This is a genomic window from Microbacterium hanjuni (genome assembly GCF_043556395.1).
GTDB lineage: Bacteria > Actinomycetota > Actinomycetes > Actinomycetales > Microbacteriaceae > Microbacterium.
In genome coordinates, this window is record NZ_JBIGIK010000001.1 from 1,167,060 (window position 1) to 1,190,193 (window position 23,134).

The window sequence follows — 23,134 nt, forward strand, 5'->3', positions numbered from 1 at the left end:
AGGCCTCTCTGTGACCACTTCTGCCACCCCGACCACCGCTGCCCCGGCCAATCCGCGTTCGCGCGTGATCACCGCCAGCCTCATCGGCACCACGATCGAGTTCTACGACTTCTACGTCTATGCGACGGCGGCCGTGCTCGTCTTCCCCACCCTGTTCTTCCCCACCGGCAACGACACGACGGCGCTGCTGCTGTCGTTCAGCGTCTTCGGCGCGGCGATGATCGCTCGCCCCATCGGCGCGGTCGTCTTCGGGCACTTCGGCGACCGCTTCGGCCGTAAGGCCACGCTCGTCGCCTCGCTGCTCACGATGGGCATCGCGACCTTCCTCATCGGATGCCTGCCGACCTTCAACGACATCGGCGTGTGGGCCGCCGTGCTGCTGCTGATCCTGCGCCTCGCGCAGGGCTTCGCGCTCGGTGGCGAGTGGTCGGGCGCAGCGCTCGTGGCGACCGAGAACGCGCCCAAGGGCAAGCGAGCCTGGTACGGCACCTTCCCCCAGCTCGGCGCACCGATCGGCTTCATCATCGCCAACACGGTGTTCCTGCTGATCAACTTCGCCCTCCCCCACCCCGACGGTGCGGGGCAGCGCTCCGCGGACTTCCTCGCGTGGGGCTGGCGCGTACCGTTCCTGTTCTCCGCGGTCATGGTGATCGTCGGGCTCTGGGTGCGCCTGCGCCTCGTCGAGTCGGAGTCGTTCGTCAAGGCCGAGGAGAAGGGCGCGATCCGCAAGTTCCCGCTCGCCGTCGTCGTGCGCCACCACTGGAAGTCGCTCATCCTCGGCACGTTCATCATGCTCGCGACGTACGTGCTGTTCTACCTGATGACGAACTTCACCCTGTCGTACGGCACGAAGGCGGCGAGCCTCGAGACCGCGAGCGCCGCCGCGCAAGCGGCCGCCGAAGCCGCGGGCAAGGCGTTCGACCCTGCCGCCTTCGCCGCGCAGTTCTATCCCGGCCTCGGCTTCGGCTACACCGACTTCGTGATCATGCAGATCATCGGTGTGGTGTTCTTCGGCATCTTCACCCTGCTGTCGGGTCCGATCGCGGACTCGATCGGACGCCGCCGGTTGCTGCTGTGGATCACCGGACTCATCATCGTGTTCGGCCTGACCTTCTCGATCTTCCTGCTGCCGCAGGCCGACCCGAAGTTCACCGGTGCGCTCACCCAGGCGTTCCTCGTCGTCGGGTTCATGTTGATGGGCGCCACCTTCGGCCCGATGGGGGCGCTCCTGCCCGAGCTGTTCCCCACCAACGTGCGCTATTCGGGATCGGCGATCTCGTACAACGTCTCCTCGATCCTCGGGGCGGCCGTTGCGCCCATCATCGCGCTGGCGCTGTGGCAGCTCGGTGACGGCAACCCGTGGCTGGTCGGTGTCTACCTCTCGGCCATGGGCGTGTTGACCTTCATCGCGCTCCTGCTGTCGAAGGAGACCAAGGACATCGACTACGACGAGAACATCGGCCTCGGCGCCACCGGGTCGCTCTAAAGAGACGAAGACGACGACGGATGCTGCGCGGGCCCGGCGCCCCGCAGCATCCGTCTCGTCATCGTCACCTCGGCCGCCGGTCGAGCCGGCGCCGCGATCCGTCCGTCGTGGATCTCGAGCACCCGATCGGCGAGGACGACCAGTTCGGGGTCGTGCGTCGTCACGATCACCGCCACGCCATCGGCGTGTGCGCGTTCGACGATCAGCCCCATGACGGTCTTGGCCGTCTCGCTGTCGAGCTGGGCCGTCGGTTCGTCGGCGAGCAGGACGCGCGGGCGATGCACGAGCGCCCGCGCGATCGCCACGCGCTGTTGCTGACCGCCCGAGAGCTCACTGGGGCGCTGAGCCCCGTGGGCGGTGAGGCCCACGGCCTCGAGCGCTGCAGCGACGCGCTCCTCGCGCTCGGCGACGGGGGTGCGCGTGATCCGCAGCGGGAGTTCGATGTTCTCGGCAGCCGTCAGCATCTCCACGAGGGCGAAATCCTGCGCGACGAAGCCCAGGGTCTCCGAGCGCAGGCGTGCGAGCGCAGCCTCGCCCGCGCTGGCGAGATCGACCCCGTCCACCCACGCCGTTCCCGAGGTGGGCTCATCGATACCCACGAGCAGGGTGAGAAGGGTCGTCTTGCCCGATCCGGATGGACCGCGTACGGCGACGACCTCGCCCGCGGCCACCTCGAGGTCGACCCCCGCCAAAGCGACGGTGCGCGTGTCCCCGCTGCCGAACACGCGGGTGAGGCCGGTGCTTCGCACCATGGGCTCGGTCATCGTTCTCCTGCGTCCTGTTGCGGGGTCTCGGGATGGACCTCGATATGGCGCTCGCCGAAACCGAGACGCACGCGTTCGCGCATTCCCAGACGGTCAAGCTCGGCCTGCGGCAGCTGCAGGCGACCGGCACGGTCGAGCACGGCGAACTCCTCCGCGACGCCCCGCTCCACACCGCCGGCATCCACCCGCGTCGATCGCAGCACCTCGCTGGAGGTGCGCCCGTCGCGGATCTGCACGGTGCGGCGCACGTGGTCGGCGACGTCGGGGTCGTGCGTCACGATCAGCACGGTGACGCCGCTGCGTTCGTTGACCGACCGCATCGCCTCGAGAACCTGAGCGGAGCTGGCCTCGTCGAGCTCGCCGGTGGGCTCGTCGGCGAAGAGCACGTCGGGCTCGTTCACCAGCCCGATCGCGATCGCGGCGCGCTGGCGCTGTCCGCCGGTCACCTGGACGGGAGGTTTCTCCGCGATGTCCTCGATGTCGAGCAGCTGCACCACCTCGCGCACCCGCTGGGCGCGTCGCCGGCGGTCGCCGCCCACGAGGGACGCCGCGAGGTCGATGTTGTCCACGATCGAGAGCCCCTCGACGAAGTTCCGCGACGTCTGCTGCCAGATGAATCCGGCTGTTTCCCGGCGGTAGCGAGCGCGTTCCGATGCGTTCATGGCCATGAGATCGTGACCGGCCACCCGCACGCTTCCGGCGCTGGCGACGTCCAGCGCCGAGAGGATGCCGAGCAGGGTGGATTTGCCGGAGCCCGAGGCCCCGACGATCGCGGTCAACTCCGCGGGTTCGACCCGGAGGTTGAGACCCTGCAGCGCTTGCACCTCGACGCCCACTCCGCGGTAGATGCGGACGACGTCGGTGCACTCGATGAGGGCGGGGGGCTGGGTGTTCATGATGCTCCGCTTTCTACCAGTCGACGTTCGGCGGGCCGCGCACCCGGGCGCGCGGCGGCCGTACCGGCGCCGATGAGGAGGAGTGCGCTGCCGGCCACGACAGCGAGCACGACGGCCCAGGGCACCGTCAGCGCACTCACGCCCGCCGTCTCCGCGCCCGCGACGCGGGCGATGTCGACGGCTCCGTGAACGAGGGCGGCAACGAGGAGTCCGCCGATGCCCCCGACGATCGTGCCGGCCAGGACCAACGGCACCACCTGCCAGAGGGCGGGCAGCCATCCGCCGGGTCCCGGCAGACCGAGCAGGCGCAGGATCGCCGAGAGGCGTCGGCGTTCGGGGGCATCGGCGGCGACGGAGGCCGCGACCGCCAGCGCCGCCAGGATGATGGGCAGAATCGCTCCCGTCACGAGGACCGTGGTCAGGATCGACGGGGCGGGTTGCGCGGCAGCGGCAGCCCGCACCTCGGTGGCGACGAGGACGGTCGCGTTCTCCCCGGCCACGGCGCGCACTGCGGCGGCCGGATCTCCGGCCGAGCCCTCGTCCCACCGGCAGAGGACCCAGACGGCCCCCGAGAGGTCGATCTCGGTGAGGGAACTCGCATCCACCAGCACCCAGCGACCGTCCGAGATCGGCATCGTGGCGCTCGTGATGGACGTCTGCACGGGCGCTCCCGCGAGCTCCGCCTGCTGGCGGAAGCCGTCTGCCAGCACCGGCGGGATCGCGATCTCCCCGGCCGCCAGGACGGGCAGATCGGGGCGGACGGCGTGCAACGCCGCCGTGTCGGCGACGAGCACGGTGGCCGACCGCGTTCGCCCGCCGTCCGTCAGATCCAGGCTGTCCAGCACGCGCACGGTCGCGACCGCCGCCACCCCGGGCAGGGCGCCGATCTCCTCCGGAGACGCCCCCTCGTCCCCGCCGACGATCCGGGCATCCGCGCCCACCTCGGCCCGGGCGGCCTCGCTCAGCGCGTCGGCCAACGCGCTGCCGACGACCACGCAACTGACGGCGGCGGTCAGCGCGACGACGATGGCTGCGAACGGCAGCACTCCCGACGGTCGGCGGGCAGCCCAGGCGAGCGCCACCCGGCGCGCAGCACCCGCGGTGCGCCGCCCGGCGCTCTCGGCTCCCCGCAGGGCGAGCGGCAGCATCCGCGCTCCGATGACTCCACCGGCGATCGCGATCCACACCGGGGCGGTGAGCAGGAACGGGTCGACGGTGTTCCCGGGCGTGGCGAATCCCCGGGTGACGAGCAGCGATGCGGCCGTCACCCCGAGCGCGAGGAGCACCACGTCGAGACCGAGTCGGACGGGGGTGCGCCACGCTTCGGGCAGCGTCAGCGCCGCGACCCCGCCGATCGCCACGGCCACTCCACCGACGAGGGCGACGAGCACGAAGTCGGGCGCGCCCGAGCCCACGCCGGTCATCACGGCCGCCACCGCGATACCCGCGCCGAGCAGAGCGGCGGGGACCACCGCGATCGCGGCATCGACCACGCCTTCTCGGAACAGTCGCGTCGCACCGGCGCCGCGCGCCGAGAGCAGGCGGCGCCCCGCCGAGCGCCGGTCGGCGTAAGCCCGGGCCGCCAGCAGCATCGCGACGACGACGGCGCCCAGGGTGGACGACGCCAGCAACCACGCCAGCGCCGTGGTGTTGGCTTGAGCCGCGGCCACCCGGTCGAGGATGGACGGCAACCGGGAACTGACGTAGAGGGGTTCGCCCCGGGGGAGGGCGGCCCCGGTGCTGGACGCTGCCCGGACGGATGCCGCGAGAGCGGGGATGTCGGCGGCGCTGAGGCCGTCGGCGCCGATGGGGAGCCGCGCTGTGAGCTGGGCGTTCAGCAGCTCCGATTCCAGCGCGCCCAGGCTCCCCGGATCCACCCACGCACCGGCCGCCAGCACCGATCCCCCGCTCTCGAGCCTCTCCACCGCGACATCGCGGAACACCGCGAGCGAGCCGTCGCTCTCCACCCCCGCCTCGGGAGCGTCGATGACCGCCGATACGCGCAGCTCCAGACCCTGCGCGGGCAGCGCGGAGCCGACCGTCGCGCCGAGCCGATCGGCCACGGCGGCCTGCAGCGCGATGTCGAGCGGACCTGAGCCGTCCCATGCCGCGGGCAGCACCCCGTCGATGACCTGGGCGGTGGGCAGGAGATCGGGTTCGACGCCCAGACGCAGATCGATCGCTTCACCGCCCGGACCGGGGACATCCACATCACGCGGATCGAGAACCACGCTGAGACGCGCCGGTCCGACGGCGGAACGCAACGGCTCCTCGAGACCGGAAGGAAACTCGTCCGCGGCCTTCGCGAGCAACGACACGATCTCACCGCCCCCTACGGTGTCGCCCCAGCGGGTACTGAGCGTGATCTCGGCAGCACTCGTGGTGGCGGGGTCCATGGCATCGGCCAGCCGGTCGTCGTCGGCGACCGCCAGGGCGCGCGGAAGCACGGTGATCGCGCTCACCAGCACGACCACGAGGAGAGCCATCACAACGAGGGGCGCCCGGTGGGGACGGAGTGTCCGGAAACGGCGTCGGATCACGCTCATCGCTGCCCTCCGCTGCTCGAGGGAGGGCGCTCGTCCACGGCGGAGAGCACCACGACCACGCTCAGACCGGCCAGCAGGGCAAGGGTGGAGGTGACGAGGATTCCTGCCTCGAACGCCGCGGGGGCCAGCCCGATCGCGTCGCTCATCGCCGCCCCGCTGGCGAGCGTGGGAAGGAGGATGACCGTCACCGCGAGGCCGGCTATCGCGCCGATCACGAGTCCCACCGCCACCACGCTCCCCCGCTCGGCGAGGCGGAGACCTCGTCGCGTGCGCCCGCTCACGCCGATGGCCCGGAGCGCGGCCGCCTCCCCGGACGCTGCCCTCCTCCCGGCGCTCGCCGCGGCGGCCGTGCCGACCAGCGCCAGCACCGCCGCTCCGGCGGCGCCCCACGCCACCGCCGTCGGTGCCGTGAGGAGCAGCGCTCGAGCGGGGTCGATGGCCGTCCCGTCGACCCTCGCGCCCGCGGGAAGGACGGCGCGCACGGCTGCGGCCGTCGCTGCGGGATCCGCCGCCGGCCCGAGCCAGAGATGAGACGGCCCGGGCGGCTGCGAGACCCACGAGAGAGCGTCGACGAGCGGGGTCCGCGCATCGATCAGGAGGGCGGGGGCAAGGTCTGACCCGGGGATGGCGGGAACGACAGCCACCACCTCGGCCGTCGTGTCCTCGAGCGCCCAGAGGGGCAGACGGAACGACGAGCCGACTTTCAAGCCGGTGACGGCGAGGAACGCCTCGGATGCGACGACGGGAAGCGGTTCTGAGCTGATCGGCGCGATGAAGCGCACCCCGGCCACGCCGGGCTCCAACAGGGCGGTCAAAGCGGAGTCGGCTTCGCCGAGGGAGACCGGTTGGGATTCCACGCTGACCGCGATCCAGCCGTTCGGGTCCAGCACAGCATCGCCCGCGCGCACCTCCTCGACGGTCACCGTGGGCTCCTCGTCATCCTCCGAGGGTGATCCGGTGATCTCCAGACCGACGAGGCGCCAGTGCCTGCCTGTCGTGGGGACCACCGCTTGGGCGTCCCGCCCGGTCTCCCCCGCGGGCGTGCTCTCGACCGTCACGACGGTTGCGTCATCGTCCATGAAAGTCGCCGTCACCGTGGTCTCCGGTGTCACCGCAGACCCCTCGAGGGCGAACTGCAGACGCTGCCCGCCGTCGATTTCCCACCCCGGCACCTCGTCGGGGGTGATGGCTGCTGCGAGGCGGGCACGCTCGGCCGGCGGGGCCGAGACGAGTTCGGCGACGGTCGGTGCGGACGCCGCCAGAACGGCCACCGACTGCGCGGAGACCGATTGCTCCGCGAGGCGGATCGACGCCACCCGCGCCACCTGACCGAGCCCGGCGACCGCACTCAGGGTCTCCGGATCGACCTCACGGGTCTCGCCGGTCACGCGCACCGCCGTGCCGTGCTCCCAGGTCGAGACCGCGTCGTACCGCTGGGACCACGAACCGGCGAAGCCCGCGGCGACGACCAGCTGGGCGATCGCGAGCGCGCTCAGCACGATGGGCGTCACCGACACCGCACCCCGGCGGAACGCGCCGCGCACCCACACCGCAGCGAACGGCCCCGCGCGGCGGGTGAGCGTCCGCTCCAGCGGCGCTTGCAGCAGGGCGAAGAGGCCGACGCCCGCGAGGATGAGCGCGCTCAGGCCGAGGACCGGGGCCAGCAGCTGGACGGCGTCGGGGCGAGCCCCCTCCGCGGTCGACGACGCCGCGGCGTACAAGAGCAGCTGCCAGCCCGAGAAGATCGCCGCCGCCAGCAGCAGCACCGTCGACACGATGATCGACGCGCGACGCACCCGGGAGCCCGCCGAGACCTGCTCAGGACGTTCGAAGGAGCGCACAGCGAACCAGGCGTAGGCGCCCACGAGAGCGACGGCGACGCACGCGGCCGCCAGCGGGCCGCCCAGTGCGATACCCGCTGAAATGCTCGCCGGCGCCACGTCCTGCCCCGCCACCTGGGCGGCGGCGAGGCCCGCCCCGGCGCCCGCCGCCGCGCCGACGACGATCGCCGCAGCAGCGGGCAGTCCGGCATCGACGAGGAGGCGGCGCAGTCGCGCTCCGCGCGACCAGAGGAGCAAGGCGCGGGGGGCACCCCGGGCCGCCAGGAGGCGCGCGATCTCATTCGTGGAGACGACCGCGACGAGCGCCACCACCGTGAGGGCGAGCGGGAGGGAGGCGCGCAGCGCATCGGCCTGACGCGTCACCTCCAACGCGGTCGGTACAAGACTCCCCGAGAACTCGGGGTCGGCGCTGCCGAAGTCCTCGGCGGCGAGCGCGCGACGCATCCCCCGCCAGGCGGCCGGTACGGCGGCCAGCTGTTCGGCCGTCGCCTCGGCGGCGCGGGGGGTCAGAGTCCACTGCACCTCGTCGCCGTCGGCGGTCTTCGCGACATCGAGGGCGAGATCCGCGCCATCCGGGCCGAAGGACGCGGCGATCGCCGCGCGCACCGATGCATCACGAGCCTCGGTGTCTTGCGACCCCGGCAACCGCACGACCAGCACCACATCGTCGCCGCGCCCTTCGGCGAGCGTGGTGCGCGCCAGCTCGTCCACCGCTCCCCCGATGAGCAGGGGGAGGAGAACGAGGAGGAATGCCACCACCGCGACGACCACCGCTGCGGACAGCTCCAGCGCGCGGCGCGAAAGCGATGAAGCGATGTGCACGAATTCCCCGTCGACTCGATGACTCACCGCACAGTAGTTCCCGCAGGGGTCGCCGCGTTAGTCCGGCGCGCCGTACGTCAACCAAGGTTGACACTGCGCTGGCGTGTCAACTATGGTTGACGGGTCGAGAGGGCACCATGAGCGAAGCATTCCGCACGGCCATCAGCGAGTCCGGCGATGGCGGACCGATCGCCGAGCTGCACCGCCTCAACGAGCTGCGTCAGGCTCTGGCGCGGGCCGAGGCGGAGCAGGTGCGCCGAGCACGCGTCGCCGGGTACTCCTGGGTGGCCATCGCGGGCGCCCTCGGCGTGACCCGACAGGCCGCCCACAAGAAGTACGGTCGAAGGTGACCCACCCGCACGAACGAGGTACTGCCATGTCCACTGCTGCCCCTGCCCGTCGAGCGCGCTTCGGCCGCGCGAAGAACGACGAGGGACCCCGCGCGAGCTTCCGACAGCTCCTGCCGTTCCTGTTGGAGCACAAACGGGTGCTCATCGTCGTGGGTGTGCTCAGCATCCTCGGAGCCGTGACCACGCTCGCTCAGCCCCTGCTGGTCGGGCAGGTCATCGCCCTTGTGCAGAATCAGCAGCCCCTCGGCGCCCTCGTCTGGGCGATCGTCGCGCTCGTCGTGGTGTCGTCGGTCATCTCCGGCTACCAGCACTACCTCCTGCAGCGCACCGGAACCGCGGTCGTCTACTCCAGCCGTCGCAAACTCATCGGACGCATCCTGCACCTGCCGATCGCCGAGTTCGACGCCCGCCGCACCGGCGATCTCGTCTCGCGCGTCGGCACCGACACCACGCTGCTGTACGCCGTCCTCACCCAGGGCCTCGCCGACGCGGTCGGAAGCTCCCTCATCCTCATCGGCGCGATCATCGCCATGGCGGTCATCGATCCGGTGCTGCTGGTGCTGATCGTGGTCGTGATCGGTGTCTCCGTCGTCGGCGTGACCCTGCTGTCCGCGCGGATCCGCAAGGCGACCGCGGCCCAGCAGGAGAAGGTCGGCGAACTCGCCTCGGGGGTCGAGCGAGCCATCGGCTCCATCCGCACGGTGCGCGCTTCCGGGGCCACCGAACGCGAAGTCGAGCAGATCACGGGCATCGCGGGTGAGGCCTACGGCGTGGGCGTGCGCATTGCCAAGGTCTCCGCCCTGGTCGTTCCGATCGCCGGTATCGCCCTGCAGGTGTCGCTTCTCGTCGTGCTGGGCGTCGGCGGGTACCGCGTCGCTGCGGGTGCCATCTCGATCGCCTCGCTCGTGACCTTTGTGATGTTCCTGTTCTTGCTGGTCGGTCCGCTCGGAACGATCCTGGGAGCGATCACCTCCGTCAACCAGGCGCTCGGCGCGCTCGGTCGCATCCAGGAGGTCATCGACCTCCCGATCGAATCGCAGGACGACGCCGCGATCGCCGCCCGCCTTCCGCTCGTCGAGGCGGCGCCGACGTCGGCGGCCGTGGCCTTCCGCGACGTGCACTTCCGCTACCCCGAGAACGTCGTCGCCGCTCGACGCAGCGCCGAGACCGAGGCTGTCGCCGCCCTCGAGCGTGCGCGCGTCGACACCACCGCGATCGACCTGCCCGCGGTCACGGACGGCGTGCACCAGCACGACGATGAGGTGCTCCGCGGCGTGTCGTTCGAGGTGCCGCGGGGCTCCCGCGTCGCTCTCGTCGGGCCCTCGGGCGCGGGCAAGAGCACGACGCTCGCCCTCATCGAGCGGTTCTACGACCCGACCGAGGGAGCCATCCTGCTCGACGGCGTCGACGTGCGCGCCCTCGACCGTGACGATCTCCGCCACCAGCTGGGATACGTCGAACAGGACGCCCCCACCCTGGCCGGCACGATCGCCGAGAATCTACGGCTGGCGTCGCCGGAAGCATCCGATGACCAGATCGAGGACGTGCTGCGCGCGGTCAACCTCGGCGACGTGCTCGAGCGCAATGCGCTCGGCGTGAATGCACCCGTCGGCGAGGCCGGCGTGATGCTCTCGGGCGGTGAGCGCCAGCGTCTCGCGATCGCCCGCGCGCTGCTGGCGGCGCCGCCTATTCTGCTGCTCGACGAATCGACCTCATCGCTGGATGGACTCAATGAGCAGCGCATGCGCGACGCGATCGACGCGGTCGCTGCCGGCCGGACGCTCATCGTGATCGCGCACCGCCTCTCGACGGTGGTCGACAGCGACCTGATCGTCGTGATGGACCACGGTCGCGTCGTCGGTCAGGGCACGCATTCCGAGCTGGTGGAGTCCACCCCGCTCTACCGCGATCTCGCCCGTCACCAGCTGCTGGTCTAGTTCGGCGCTCCGCGCAGCCGGTACCGGAGGGCCGACAGCTCGGCGGTCAGCGCCGCGGGGATGCGATCGCCGAAGGTCGCGTAGAACTCCTCCGTGAGGTCGGCCTCCCGCAGCCAGGATTCCTTGTCGATGGCGAACAGCTCGTCGAGGTCGGCCTCGGGGACGTCGATACCGTCGAGGTTGAGCGAACCGGGGGCGGGGATCCGCCCGATCGGGGTCGAGACCGCGGGCGCCGTGCCCTGGATGCGGCGGATGATCCAGTCGATCACCCGCGCGTTCTCACCGAACCCGGGCCAGAGGAAACGCCCGTCGGCCCCCTTGCGGAACCAGTTCACCTGGAAGATGCGCGGCGCGCGGTCGAAGCGCACGCGCTCCCCCACCGAGAGCCAGTGCCCGAAGTAGTCGGCCATGTTGTAGCCGCAGAACGGCAGCATCGCGAACGGGTCGCGGCGCAGCTCCCCCACGGTTCCCTCCGCGGCCGCGGTCTTCTCCGACGAGATGGTCGAACCGAGGAACACCCCGTGCGCCCAGTCGGTCGCCTCGAGCACGAGCGGCACGTTCGTCGCGCGCCGACCGCCGAAGAGGATCGCGTCCAGCGGCACCCCGTTCGGATCCTCCCAGTCGGCCGCGATCTGCGGGCACTGCGCGGCGCCGACGGTGAAACGGGAGTTGGGGTGCGCGGCGGGCCGCCCCGATGCCGGAGTCCAGTCGTTGCCCTCCCAGTCGGTGAGCCGCGGCGGCGCCTCGTCCGTGAGCCCCTCCCACCAGACGTCACCGTCCGGGCGTAGCGCGACGTTGGTGAAGATCGTGTTGCCCCACAGCGTCTCGACCGCCGTGACGTTGGTCGCCTCGCCCGTTCCCGGCGCGACCCCGAAGAAACCCGCCTCGGGGTTGATGGCCCACATGCGCCCGTCCGCACCGGGGCGGATCCACGCGATGTCATCGCCGAGGGTCTCGACGCGCCACCCGGGGATCGTGGGGCGCAGCATCGCGAGGTTCGTCTTGCCGCACGCCGAGGGGAACGCCGCGGCCAGGTGGTACGCGCGGCCGGTCGGGTCGATGACGCGGATCAGCAGCATGTGCTCCGCGAGCCAGCCCTCGTCGCGACCGATGACGGATGCGATGCGCAGCGCCACGCATTTCTTCGCCAGGATCGCGTTCCCGCCGTACCCCGAGCCGAACGACCACACCTCGAGCGTGTCGGGGAAGTGCACGATGTACTTCTCGTCGTTGCAGGGCCAGGCAGCATCCGCCTCACCCGGCGCCAGCGGCGCCCCGACGGAGTGCACCGTTCTCACCCACGGCGCCCCCTCGGCGATCTGGGCGAGCACGTCGGTGCCGACACGCGTCATCATCCCGATCGATGCGACGGCGTAGGCGCTGTCGGTCAGCTGCACCCCGATGTGCGACAGCGGACCGCCGACGGTGCCGAGCGAGAACGGCACGACGTAGAGCGTGCGCCCGCGCATGGATCCCGCGAAGAGCGTGTCGAGGGTGCCGCGGATCTCGTCGGGGGCGATCCAGTTGTTGGTCGGGCCGGCGTCGGCTTCGTGCTCCGAGGCGATGAACGTGCGTCCCTCGACGCGGGCGACGTCACCGGGGTGCGAACGGGCGAGGTACGAACCGGGGCGCCACTCGGGGTTCAGCTTGATGAGCTTCCCTTCGGCGACGAGTTCACGCAGGAGTGCGGCGTTCTCCGCGGCGCTCCCGTCGACCCAGTGCACGCGGTCGGGCTGGGTGAGCGCCGCGATCCGCTCGACCCACGCTTCGAGCTCGGCGAGGCCCTCGCGCTGCGGGCTGGGAGGTGCGCCCAGCGAGGTCGAGGGAGAGACGGGGCGGAAGGTGTCGACGAGTGCCATGCGGATACTCCGATCAGAACGGGATACTTCTTCCACGATCGGCGACTGAGGCGGCGTTTACCCGAATCGGTCCTGTTAAATCTGGCTGTTCTTTCGCTAGCATCAAGGAATGGCCCCCTCGCTGGAACTCGCCACCCTCGGCCACCGCATCCGGCACGTGCGCCTCGAGCACGGCCTGACCCTCGACGAGCTGGGCGCCCTCGTGGGTGTTGCGGGCAGCCAGCTGAGCCTCATCGAGAACGGCAAACGGGAGCCGAAGCTGTCCCTGCTGCAGCAGATCGCGCGGGCGACGTCCACCGAGGTGTCCGAGCTGCTGTCGGAGGAGCCACCGAATCGACGTGCCGCCCTCGAGATCGAACTCGAGCGCGCACAGGGCAGCCCGGTGTTCCACCAGCTCGGCATCGCGCCGGTGCGCGTGAGCAAGGGGATGAGCGACGACACGATCGAGTCGATCCTGGGCCTTCACCGCGAACTGCAGCGCCGCGAGCGCGAGGCGATCGCCACCCCCGAAGAGGCGCGCCGCGCCAACACCGAGTTGCGCCTGCGCATGCGCGCCGCCGACAACTACCTCCCCGAGATCGAGAAGCTCGCCGAGAAGCAGCTGAAGGCGGCGGGGCACACCTCGGGTGCGCTCACGCACCGCACGGTCAGCATCATGGCCGAGCAGCTCGGTTTCGAACTGATCTACGTCGACGATCTACCGCACTCGGCGCGATCGGTCACCGACCTTGAGAACGGGCGCATCTACCTGCCCCCCGCCTCGATTCCCGGCGGCCACGGCCTGCGCTCGATGGCGCTGCAGGCGATGGCGCACCGCCTGCTCGGTCACCGCCCACCGACCGATTACGCCGACTTCCTGCAGCAGCGCCTCGAGATCAACTACTACGCCGGATGCTGTCTCACCCCCGAAGGGAATGCGGTCGCGTTTCTGCACCAGGCCAAGAAGGACCGCAACCTCGCCGTCGAGGACTTCCGCGACGCTTTCGGCGTGACCCACGAAGCCGCCGGGATGCGGATGACGAACCTGCTGACCCGCCACCTCGGCATCCGCCTGCACTTCCTGCGTACCGACGGCTCGGGCGCGATCTCGCGCGTCTACGAGAACGACGGGCTGCCCTTGCCCACCGACGTCACCGGCGCGGTCGAGGGCCAGCGCGTCTGCCGCCGCTGGTCGGCGCGTGCCGCGTTCGATGAGAAGAACCGCACCACCGAGCACTACCAATACACCGACACCCCCGGTGGCACGTTCTGGTGTTCGACCCAGACCGGCACCACCGCCGAGGGCGACTTCTCGATCACGGTGGGTGTGCCCTTCGACGACGCCCGCTGGTTCCGTGGCCGCGAGACCCAGACCCGGGAGACCTCGCGCTGTCCCGACGAATCGTGCTGCCGCCGCCCACCCGCCGATTCCGCGGCTCGTTGGTCGGGGAAGGCCTGGCCGAGCGCGCGAGTGCACCGCCACATGTTCTCGCCGCTCCCCCGCGGCGATTTCCCCGGCGTCGACGACACCGAGGTGTTCGCCTTCCTCGACCGCCACGCCTGACCTCCGCCGGCGGGTCCTAGGGACGCCTAGCATCGGAGCATGCAGACGCTCGAGGTGGTCGACTGGCGACGACGGGTCTTCGCCCTCTACGCCGAAGTGCGTGAGGCGACCGACCTCGCCGCCGCGCACGATCTCTGGCGCCGGGGCCGCGACGACCTGTTCGCGGATCACCCCGCCTCCCCCCTCCTCGACGACGACCGCGCGCACTTCACCGGGCTGCGCGTGCTCCCCTACGACCCCGAGTGGCGTTTCACGTGCCGCGTCGAGCCCACCGAGCCGCAGCGGCTCGAGGTCGACACGGGCACCGACGGCGTCGTGCCGTTCGAACGCATCGGGAAGGTATCCGTCCCCGGCGTCGGCTCGCTCGACGTCTGGCGCCTGGCGTCGTACGGCGGGGGCATCTTCGTGCCCATCAAGGACGCGCTCAGCCGCGTACCCGGCGGCACCTACGGCGGCGGGCGTTACCTGCTCGACACCGTGAAGGGCGCCGACCTCGGCGGTTCAGCCGAAACGCTCGTTCTCGACTTCAATTTCGCCTACAACCCCTCGTGCGCCTACGACCCGATGTGGGCGTGCCCCCTCGCCCCTCCCGGCAACACGGTCGCCGTCGAGATCCCCGTCGGAGAGCGGTACGGCGCCCGACGCTGACCGCCGGACTCAGCCGAACGGGTCAGGGGTGAGCGTGTACTTCGTCTGGAGGTACTCGTGGATGCCTTCGTCGCCGCCCTCGCGGCCGAGGCCCGACAGCTTCCACCCGCCGAACGGCGCCGCGGCATTCGACACGACACCCATGTTGAGCCCCATCATCCCGGTCTCGAGGCGCTCGATCATCCGCTGCCCGCGGGCGAGGTTCTCGGTGAAGACGTACGACACCAGGCCGAATTCGGTGTCATTGGCCAGGCGCACGGCCTCGTCCTCGTCGTCGAACGGCACGATCGCGAGCACCGGTCCGAAGATCTCCTCGTGCAGGATGCTGCTTCCCGCCGCGACGTCGCTCAGGACGGTCGGTTCGTAGAAGGTGCCCTCGCCCTCGATAGCCGAGCCGCCGGCAAGCAGGACCGCGCCCCGCTCGACGGCGTCGCCGACGAGCGTCGTCGCCTTGTCCACGGCCCGCTGGTCGATGAGGGGTCCGATCGCGACGCCGTCCTCGGTGCCGCGGCCGATCTTGAGCGCCCGCACGCGTTCCGTGACCCGCCGGGCGAACTCTTCGGCGAGCGGGCGGTGCACGAGGAAGCGGTTGGCCGCCGTGCAGGCCTGGCCGATGTTGCGGAACTTCGCCGCCATCGCCCCGTCCACGGCCTTGTCGAGGTCGGCGTCGTCGAAGACCACGAACGGCGCGTTGCCGCCGAGCTCCATCGAGGTGCGCAGCACGTTGCCGGCCGCCTGCTCGAGCAGCTTCTTGCCGACCGGGGTCGAGCCCGTGAACGACAGCTTCCGCAGCCGCGGGTCTCGGATGATGGGCTCCGACACGGCACCCGAGGTCGAGGTGGTGATGACGTTCACGACGCCGGCGGGCAGGCCCGCCTCTTCGAGGAGTCGCACGAAATACAGGGTGGTGAGCGGGGTGAGTTCGGCCGGCTTGATGACCACGGTGCACCCGGCGGCGAGCGCCGGGGCGATCTTGCGCGTCGCCATGGCGAGCGGGAAGTTCCACGGGGTGATGAGGAAGCAGGGGCCGACGGGATGCTGCGACACGATCATGCGCCCGGTGCCCTCGGGGTTCGCGCCGTAGCGGCCTTGGACGTGCGCGGCCTCTTCGCTGAACCACCGCAGGAACTCGCCGCCGTAGGCGACTTCGCCACGCGCTTCAGTGAGGGGCTTTCCCATCTCGAGGGTCATCAGCAGCGCGACGTCCTCCTTGCGCGCCTGCAGCAGGTCGAAGGCCCGCCGCAACAGCTCGGCCCGCTCCCTCGCGGGCGTCGCGGCCCACGCCGGGAAGGCGGCGACCGCGGCGTCGAGGGCCGCAGCACCGTCGGCGGGCGAGGCGTCGGCGACCCGGCGGATGACATCCCCCGTCGCAGGGTCGCGCACCGCGAGGGTCTTGCCCTCCGTCGCCGGCCGCCACTGACCGCCGATGAACAGACCGTCGGGAACGGTGGCCAGCAGGTCTGATTCGCGGTTGCTCATGGTGCTCCTCGGCGGTGGGGTGTGGCGCACCTCCATTGTCCTCGCCACACCGGGGCCCTGTCATGGACTCTGCGTACACCGGCCTGCGGACCGCTCGCCGCGACGGCGGTCGCGATGTCGAGCAGCCGTGTCCTGCGGGAGCGTGTCATGCGGGAGCGGTCGACTGTGTCACCCTGATCTGCATGAGGCGCGATGTCACGAGCAAGATCATCATGGAGGTCAGCGAGACGGCCGACCTCGTCTTCGCCGTCGCCGTGTCGACGGCGTACTCCCCCGCGGTGGAGGAATTCACCGCGTCACTCGACGGTGCGCTCGTCGAAGCATCCGTCGTCCCCGATGCGCACGGCACACGCCTGCACCGCCTGACGGCGGGCCCGGGGCATCTCGAGGTGCGCTACCGCGCGACCGTCGACGACGGCGAGACCGCGACGGCGAGCGAGACCGACCTGCTGGTGTACACGCGACCGAGCCGGTACGCGGAGTCGGACACCCTCTGGCCCACCGCCCACGCGGAGTTCGCAGGCATCGCCGACCCGGTCGAACTGCTCGCCGCCGTGTCGTCGTGGGTCGGCACCGAGCTCGCCTACGTGCCGGGCTCCAGCCTCCCGACCGACGGCGCCACCCGCACCCTGCTGAATCGCCGTGGGGTCTGCCGCGACTACGCGCACCTCGTCGTCGCGTTGCTCCGCTCGCTCGACGTGCCCGCGCGGCTGGTCGCGGTGTACGCCCCCGGACTGCAGCCGATGGACTTCCATGCGGTGGCCGAAGCCTGGGTCGACGGCGCGTGGCGGGTCGTGGACGCGACGACCCTCGCCCCGCGGCAGACGCTCGTGCGGATCGCCACCGGACGCGATGCGGCCGACACCGCCTTCCTCACGATCGCTTCGGGGCGCGCGTCGCTCACCACCGTCGAGGTGACCGCGACCGCCGAGTCGCTGCCGAACGACGACGTGACGCAGCTGGTGCAGCTGACCTGACGCCTGGCGCTCCGTCCGCCGGGTTGGCCCGGTGCGTGGGCTCCGTCCGCCGGGTTGGCCCGGTGCGTGGGCTCTGTCAGGCTGAGTACATGCGTTCTTGGGTTGTGAGGTTCGCCTCGCTGTATGTGTTCGACGTCGTCGTGCTGCTGCTCATCGGTGCGGTCCTGCCGACGGTGCGGGTGGGATTCGCTGCCCTGTGGGCCGGCGCCGTGCTCGCGGCGGCGACCATCTGGGTGAAGCCGCTCATCCAGCGGGGCTTCCGCTCGCTCGCGGCGCGCTCGACGGCGAACCGCACGGCGATCACCGAGAAGCTCGTGCAGTACGGGCTCGTGCTCGCGGTCGAGGCCGTCGTCTGGGTGCTCGTCGTGCTGTTCACGGGCGTTTCGGTGCGCGGGTTCTTCTGGGGCTGGGTGCTGCCGCCGGTGCTGCTGCTGCTCGCCTGGGCGGTGTACGACCTCGTCGACGACCGGCTCGAGGCCCGCGCGGGCAGACTCTACGACCGGGCGACGACGCGGCGAGAGGCGGGTGCCACCGACGCCGCACCCGGCGTCGTGCCGCCGGTGCCGACCGCCCCGCGTGACGTGTCCATGCCCGGGCGGCCGACAGCATCCGCCCCTCGCGACCCGTACGCCGGCCTCACTCCCGAGCAGCGGCGGATGCTCGACAACCTTTGACCACCACGAGCGCCCTCCCCCGCCTCGAGAACGGGTGAACGGGGTCAGGCGGAAGCGCGCTCCGCGGCCTCGACGACGTTCGTCATGAGCAGGGCGACGGTCATCGGACCGACGCCGCCCGGGTTCGGCGAGAGGTAGCCGGCGACCTCGACGACACCCGGGTGCACGTCGCCGTACACGCGGCTCTTGCCCGTCTCGGGATCGGTCTCGCGCGTCACGCCCACGTCGAGTACCGCGGCACCCGCCTTGACGTGCTCGGGCAGCACGATGTGCTTGACCCCCGCCGCCGCGACGATGACATCGGCATCGCGCAGGTGCGAGGCGAGATCGACCGTGCCGGTGTGGGTGAGGGTGACGGTGGCGTTGAACTCCCGACGCGTCAGCAGCAGCCCGATCGAGCGGCCGATCGTGACGCCGCGTCCGACGACGACCACGTGCTTACCGGCCAGGTCGTAACCGTTGCGCAGCAACAGTTCGATGACGCCGCGCGGCGTGCACGGCAGCGGAGTCGTGATCGGCGCGTTCACGTTCAGCACGAGCCGCCCCAGGTTCGTGGGGTGCAGCCCGTCCGCGTCCTTCGCGGGGTCGATGCGCTCGAGGATCGCGTCGGTGTCGAGGTGGCGGGGCAGCGGCAGCTGGACGATGTAGCCGTGGCACGCCGGATCGGCGTTGAGGGCGTCGATGGTCGCCTCGACCTCGGCCTGGGTCGCCTCGGCCGGCAGCTCCACCTGGATGGAGTTCATACCGATCGCCTCGGACTGGCGGTGCTTCATGCCCACGTACAGCTGCGACGCGGGGTCGGCTCCCACGAGCACCGTCGCGATGCCCGGCACGACACCGCGCTCGCGCAGAGCGTCGACGCGCTCGCGCAGCTCCGCCTTGATTCCGGCCGCCGTGGCCTTTCCGTCGAGGGTGATCGCGCTCATGGGTTCGGTCCTCTCCTTGGGTTTCGCTCAGCTCGCACTCCCGCGAAGGCGAGACCCGTTCTCCGCGGCGAGACCCCTACAGAATGTCAGGGTCTCGCCGCGGACGACGGGTTTCGACACTGTGGCTACTGCACGAGCCCGGGGTAGAGCGGGAAGGCCGCGGTGAGGGCGGCCACCCGCAGGCGGAGGGGCTCGAGGTCGGCCCCGGGCTGCAGCGCGAGCGCGATGACATCGGCGACCTCGGTGAACTCGGCGTCGCCGAACCCGCGGGTCGCGAGCGCCGGGGTTCCGATGCGCAGGCCCGAGGTGACCAGCGGCGGGCGCGGGTCGTTCGGCACCGCGTTCCGGTTCACCGTGATGTGGATCTCGTGCAGCAGATCCTCGGCCTGCTTGCCGTCGAGCTCGGCGTTTCGCAGGTCGACGAGCACGAGGTGCACGTCGGTGCCGCCCGAACGCACGCCGATTCCGGCGGCCACGACGTCGGGCTGGGTCAGCCGCTCGGCGATGATCGCGGCGCCGCGGATCGTGCGTTCCTGACGCTCGCGGAACGCGGGGCTGGCTGCCAGCTTGAAGGCGGTCGCCTTGGCGGCGATCACGTGCATGAGCGGTCCACCCTGCTGGCCGGGGAAGACGGCGGTGTTGATCTTCTTCGCCAGCTCGGGGTCGTTCGTGAGGATGAAGCCCGAGCGCGGGCCCCCGATGGTCTTGTGCACGGTCGAGGACACGACGTGCGCATGCGGCACGGGGTTCGGGTGGAGGCCCGCCGCGACGAGTCCGGCGAAGTGCGCCATGTCGACCCACAGCAGGGCGCCGACCTCGTCGGCGATCTCGCGGAAACGGGCGAAGTCGAGCTGTCGCGGGTACGCCGACCAGCCGGCGATGATCACCTTCGGCTTGTGCTCGATGGCCAGGCGGCGCACCTCGTCCATGTCGATGAGCGAGCTCTCGGGATCGACGCCGTACGCGACGATGTTGTACAGGCGGCCGGAGAAGTTGATCTTCATGCCGTGGGTGAGGTGACCACCCTGATCGAGCGACAGCCCCAGCAGGGTGTCGCCGGGGCGCGCGATCGCGTGCAGCACGGCCGCGTTCGCGGTCGCGCCGGAGTGGGGCTGCACGTTGGCGAAACCGGCACCGAAGAGGCTCTTGGCCCGCTCGATGGCGAGCTCCTCAGCGACGTCGACTTCTTCGCATCCGCCGTAGTAGCGGCGGCCGGGGTATCCCTCGGCGTACTTGTTCGTCAGCACCGAGCCCTGCGACTGCAGCACGGATACGGGCACGAAGTTCTCGGAAGCGATCATCTCGAGGTACCCGCGCTGGCGTTCCAGCTCGCGCTCGAGCACCTGCGCGATCTCGGGATCGACTTCGGATAGGGGGGCGTTGAAGGACGGGTCGGACACGGGCGAACTCCTCGGACGTCGGCTCTCGGAAAGGATTCCACATCGGCCCAGGCGAACGGTCGAATGCCATCGTGCAGAGGGTGAAGCGCGTGTCGCTCCCCGGTGGTGGTCCACCTTCAACGCCAGTCGCGACAGGCAGAAGCATACCGGATGCTGCCCTCCGCTCTCCCGAGAACCGGGGCGCGATTGCTAGGCTGGGCCTCACGTTTGTTAGGCATCCTTACAGATCGGAACGGCCATCGCGACCCTTGGACTCGTCCCTCTGCCCGCGGTCGTCCACGTCGAGCCCGAGGCCGCCGGGTTCCGGCTCGGGACCGGGACCAGCGTCACCGGCGAGACGAGCGCGGTAGCCGAGTTCACCGCCCTGCTGACTGCCCGCACCGGTTCGACCGCGAGCGTCCCTCCGGAGGGGAACAGCGAGGTGCGACTGAACGTCGCCGGCGCCGGTCCGGCGGAGTCCTACCGGCTCACGGTGGACGCCGACGGGGTCGAGGTGCAGGGGGCGGATGCCGCCGGACTCTTCTACGGGGTGCAGACACTCGCGCAGCTGCTCACCCGCGAGGACGGCGGCTGGACGATCCCGGCCGTCCGAATCGAGGACGCCCCCCGCTTCGCGTACCGCGGCGTGATGTTGGACGTCGCTCGACACTTCTTCTCGCTCGACGTCGTCGAGGCCTACATCGAGCGCGCCGCAGCACTCAAGCTCAACCACCTGCACCTGCATCTCACCGACGACCAGGGCTGGCGCCTGCAGCTGGCCTCACGTCCCGAACTCACCGAGCGCGCCTCCGCCGGCGCGGTGGGCGGCGACGCCGGCGGCTTCTACAGCGTCGACGACTACGCGCGCATCATCGCCGCAGCGGCCGCTCGCTACATGACCGTCGTGCCCGAGATCGACGTGCCCGGGCACACCCACGCCGTCGGTCTCGCCTACCCCGAGATCGCCGCCGACCCCGTCATCGACGATGCGGTGCGCGCGACGGCCGAGCAGTTCGGAGGCGGGCTCCCCACGGCCGGCGAGGCGTACACCGGGATGGCCGTGGGCTTCTCGTCGCTGCGGATCGGCGAGGCGGCGACCGACCGCTTCCTCTCCGACGTCTTCGGTGAACTCGCCGCCCGCACGCCCGGTCCGTACCTCCACCTCGGGGGCGACGAAGCGCACGGCACGGCGCCCGAGCACTATGCGGCCTTCGTCCGGCGGGCGGTCGAGATCATCGCCGCCACCGGCAAGACGCCGATGGCCTGGCACGAGGCCGGCGGCGCCTCGCCCCTGCCCTCGCCCATCGTGGGGCAGTACTGGGGCTTCCGCCGCGCCGAAGCCGAGCAGGCCGATGCTGCGGCGGCGATCGTCGCCGAGGGCGGTGCGCTCGTGCTCTCCCCCGCCGACGCCGCCTACCTGGATATGAAGCCCGACGCCGATGCCGCGCTCGGGCTCACCTGGGCGAACGGGCCGACCAGCGTCGAGCGCTCGTACGAGTGGGAGCCCACGGCGGTGCTCCCGGGCGTGCCCGAATCGGCCCTGCTCGGGGTCGAAGCGCCCCTCTGGACCGAGACCGTCCGCACCCTGGCCGACATCGACGCCCTCATCTTCCCGCGCCTGGCGTCCGCGGCCGAGATCGCCTGGTCGCCGCGACCGACGCCCGGCAGCGAGCGCACCTGGTCGTCGTTCCGAGCACGCGTCGGCGAGCTGGGCGCACTCTGGCGGGCGCAAGGAATCGACGTGCCATCCTCGAGCGAGATCGCGGGGGCTGACGCATGAGCACCGTCATCCATTCCGCACGGATGGCCGACGGCGATCGCCTGATCGAGGACGCGTGGGTGCGCTTCGACGGTGACCGGGTGCTCGCGACCGGCACCGGTGATGCCTGGCGCTCCCCGGGCGTCGCAGACGAAGAGGTCATCGACGCCGCCCAGCTCGCCGGGATCGGCGCTGTGCTGTCCCCCGGTTTCGTCGACCTGCACGGCCACGGCGGCGGCGGGTGGGCGTACGACGACGGACCCGAGGCCATCCGCGCCGCGCGCCGAGCGCACCGAGCACACGGAACGACGAGCGCGGTGATCTCCCTCGTCGCAGCCCCGCTCGATGACCTCGCGCGGCGCCTCGACGCGATCGCCGAGCTCACCGTCACCGACCCCGGCGTGCTCGGCTCACACCTCGAGGGCCCCTTCCTGGCCCCGGCGCGACGCGGCGCGCACGACCCCTCGGCGCTGACCCTTCCCGAGGCCGGTGTCGTGGCCGAACTGCTCGCTGCGGGCCGGGGCACCGTGCGCCAGGTCACGATCGCCCCCGAGCTGCCGGGCGCGATCGAGGCGATCGAGGCGGTCGTGGCGGTCGGGGCGTTCGCGGCGGTCGGGCACACCGAGGCGGATGCCGCCCAGGCCCGCCGCGCGTTCGACGCGGGCGCGACGCTGCTCACCCATGCTTTCAACGCCATGGCGGGGTTGCACCACCGTGCCCCCGGGCCGGTCGGCGCCGCGGTCGCCGACAGGCGGGTGAGCATCGAGCTGGTCGCCGACGGCACGCACGTGCACGACGACGTGATGCGCATCCTGCTGGCTGCAGCGCCCGGGCGCGTCGCGCTGGTGACCGACGCGATGGCCGCGGCCGCAGCATCCGATGGCCGCTACCTCCTCGGCACCGAGGGGGTGGAGGTGCGCGGCGGCGTCGCCCACCTCGCCGGTACCGACGTGATCGCCGGATCGACCCTGACCCAGGATGCGGCGGTCCGCCGGGCAGCGCAGCTCGGACTGCCGATCGCCGCCGCCCTGAACGCAGCCACCGCCGTGCCCGCCCGTGCGATCGGCCTGGCCTCCGAGATCGGCGCGCTCGCACCGGGACTGCGGGCCGACGCCGTGCTGCTGGACGCGCAGCTGGAGGTTCGGGCGGTCTGGGCCGCCGGAACCCGCGTGGTCTGACCCCCCCACCCGGACACAACTCCCTCAATCCCGTCGCCGTCCTCGACGACGCCCGCGTGGATCCGCGGGC

At 71.3% G+C, this 23,134-nt stretch carries 17 protein-coding genes and 1 riboswitch; of the genes, 9 read left to right on the forward strand and 8 right to left on the reverse strand.

The genetic code is table 11. The annotated features are described in order from the left end of the window. Positions 1-10: 10 nt before the first annotated feature. Entirely contained in the window at positions 11-1,486 is a 1,476-nt protein-coding gene (locus ACFXP5_RS05835) for an MFS transporter (protein ID WP_394543878.1), read from the forward strand. Here ACFXP5_RS05835 and ACFXP5_RS05840 read toward each other — a convergent pair. From ACFXP5_RS05840 to ACFXP5_RS05855, 4 genes are read right to left on the reverse strand one after another with little or no spacing between them, the layout of a single operon-like run. After that, complete coding sequence (locus ACFXP5_RS05840; RefSeq protein WP_394543880.1) at positions 1,483-2,250, reverse strand: ABC transporter ATP-binding protein; 768 nt, start codon at positions 2,248-2,250, stop codon at positions 1,483-1,485. The genes ACFXP5_RS05835 and ACFXP5_RS05840 overlap by 4 nt on opposite strands. Next, a complete protein-coding gene (locus ACFXP5_RS05845) occupies positions 2,247-3,146 on the reverse strand; it encodes an ABC transporter ATP-binding protein (RefSeq protein WP_394543882.1) in 900 nt (299 codons plus the stop codon). Before ACFXP5_RS05845 ends, ACFXP5_RS05840 begins: the two co-directional genes overlap by 4 nt. Further along, on the reverse strand, positions 3,143-5,632 hold the full coding sequence (locus ACFXP5_RS05850; protein ID WP_394543884.1) for an FtsX-like permease family protein: 2,490 nt from the start codon (positions 5,630-5,632) through the stop codon (positions 3,143-3,145). Before ACFXP5_RS05850 ends, ACFXP5_RS05845 begins: the two co-directional genes overlap by 4 nt. Positions 5,633-5,688: 56 nt before the next feature. Then, positions 5,689-8,355, reverse strand: coding sequence for a hypothetical protein (locus ACFXP5_RS05855; RefSeq protein WP_394543885.1), 2,667 nt, complete (start codon positions 8,353-8,355; stop codon positions 5,689-5,691). Between the two features lie 137 nt (positions 8,356-8,492). Between ACFXP5_RS05855 and ACFXP5_RS05860 the strand changes: the two genes are divergently transcribed. Continuing rightward, the gene (locus ACFXP5_RS05860) at positions 8,493-8,705 is read left to right on the forward strand and encodes an AsnC family protein (RefSeq protein WP_394529309.1); all 213 of its coding nucleotides are present in this window, start codon (positions 8,493-8,495) and stop codon (positions 8,703-8,705) included. Between the two features lie 26 nt (positions 8,706-8,731). Then, positions 8,732-10,642, forward strand: a complete 1,911-nt coding sequence (locus tag ACFXP5_RS05865; RefSeq protein ID WP_394529310.1) for an ABC transporter ATP-binding protein — start codon at positions 8,732-8,734, stop codon at positions 10,640-10,642. Here the strand turns inward: ACFXP5_RS05865 and ACFXP5_RS05870 are convergent. Further along, positions 10,639-12,501, reverse strand: coding sequence for a phosphoenolpyruvate carboxykinase (GTP) (locus ACFXP5_RS05870; protein WP_394543886.1), 1,863 nt, complete (start codon positions 12,499-12,501; stop codon positions 10,639-10,641). The two genes, ACFXP5_RS05865 and ACFXP5_RS05870, sit on opposite strands and share 4 nt — an antisense overlap. A 109-nt stretch (positions 12,502-12,610) precedes the next feature. Between ACFXP5_RS05870 and ACFXP5_RS05875 the strand changes: the two genes are divergently transcribed. Together ACFXP5_RS05875 and ACFXP5_RS05880 are read left to right on the forward strand one after the other, a co-directional pair. Continuing rightward, complete coding sequence (locus ACFXP5_RS05875; RefSeq protein WP_394543887.1) at positions 12,611-14,044, forward strand: helix-turn-helix domain-containing protein; 1,434 nt, start codon at positions 12,611-12,613, stop codon at positions 14,042-14,044. Between the two features lie 39 nt (positions 14,045-14,083). Next, on the forward strand, positions 14,084-14,692 hold the full coding sequence (locus ACFXP5_RS05880; protein ID WP_394543888.1) for a DUF1684 domain-containing protein: 609 nt from the start codon (positions 14,084-14,086) through the stop codon (positions 14,690-14,692). A 9-nt stretch (positions 14,693-14,701) separates the two neighbouring features. Here ACFXP5_RS05880 and ACFXP5_RS05885 read toward each other — a convergent pair whose 3' ends face one another. Then, entirely contained in the window at positions 14,702-16,171 is a 1,470-nt protein-coding gene (locus ACFXP5_RS05885; RefSeq protein ID WP_394543890.1) for an NAD-dependent succinate-semialdehyde dehydrogenase, read from the reverse strand. A 182-nt stretch (positions 16,172-16,353) separates the two neighbouring features. Between ACFXP5_RS05885 and ACFXP5_RS05890 the strand changes: the two genes are divergently transcribed. After that, positions 16,354-17,148, forward strand: coding sequence for a transglutaminase-like domain-containing protein (locus ACFXP5_RS05890; protein ID WP_394543891.1), 795 nt, complete (start codon positions 16,354-16,356; stop codon positions 17,146-17,148). Between the two features lie 89 nt (positions 17,149-17,237). After that, entirely contained in the window at positions 17,238-17,822 is a 585-nt protein-coding gene (locus ACFXP5_RS05895) for a hypothetical protein (RefSeq protein WP_394543892.1), read from the forward strand. Between the two features lie 44 nt (positions 17,823-17,866). Here the strand turns inward: ACFXP5_RS05895 and ACFXP5_RS05900 are convergent, their stop codons facing one another. Further along, positions 17,867-18,748 (reverse strand): bifunctional methylenetetrahydrofolate dehydrogenase/methenyltetrahydrofolate cyclohydrolase, encoded by an 882-nt coding sequence (locus ACFXP5_RS05900; protein ID WP_394529317.1) that lies wholly within the window; start codon positions 18,746-18,748, stop codon positions 17,867-17,869. Positions 18,749-18,873: 125 nt separating this feature from the next. Then, positions 18,874-20,148 carry a serine hydroxymethyltransferase gene (gene glyA, locus ACFXP5_RS05905; RefSeq protein ID WP_394543893.1) on the reverse strand — a complete coding sequence of 425 codons (1,275 nt, stop codon included), beginning with the start codon at positions 20,146-20,148 and terminating at the stop codon, positions 18,874-18,876. Positions 20,149-20,186: 38 nt separating this feature from the next. Continuing rightward, a riboswitch (ZMP/ZTP riboswitch) is annotated at positions 20,187-20,288 on the reverse strand. A 122-nt stretch (positions 20,289-20,410) separates the two neighbouring features. On the opposite strand from glyA, the gene ACFXP5_RS05910 reads away from it, so the two are divergent. After that, the gene (locus tag ACFXP5_RS05910) at positions 20,411-21,907 is read left to right on the forward strand and encodes a beta-N-acetylhexosaminidase (RefSeq protein ID WP_394544184.1); all 1,497 of its coding nucleotides are present in this window, start codon (positions 20,411-20,413) and stop codon (positions 21,905-21,907) included. Beyond that, positions 21,904-23,064: an N-acetylglucosamine-6-phosphate deacetylase gene (locus tag ACFXP5_RS05915; RefSeq protein WP_394543894.1), complete on the forward strand. Its 1,161-nt coding sequence runs from the start codon at positions 21,904-21,906 to the stop codon at positions 23,062-23,064. Before ACFXP5_RS05910 ends, ACFXP5_RS05915 begins: the two co-directional genes overlap by 4 nt. Positions 23,065-23,134 lie beyond the last annotated feature (70 nt).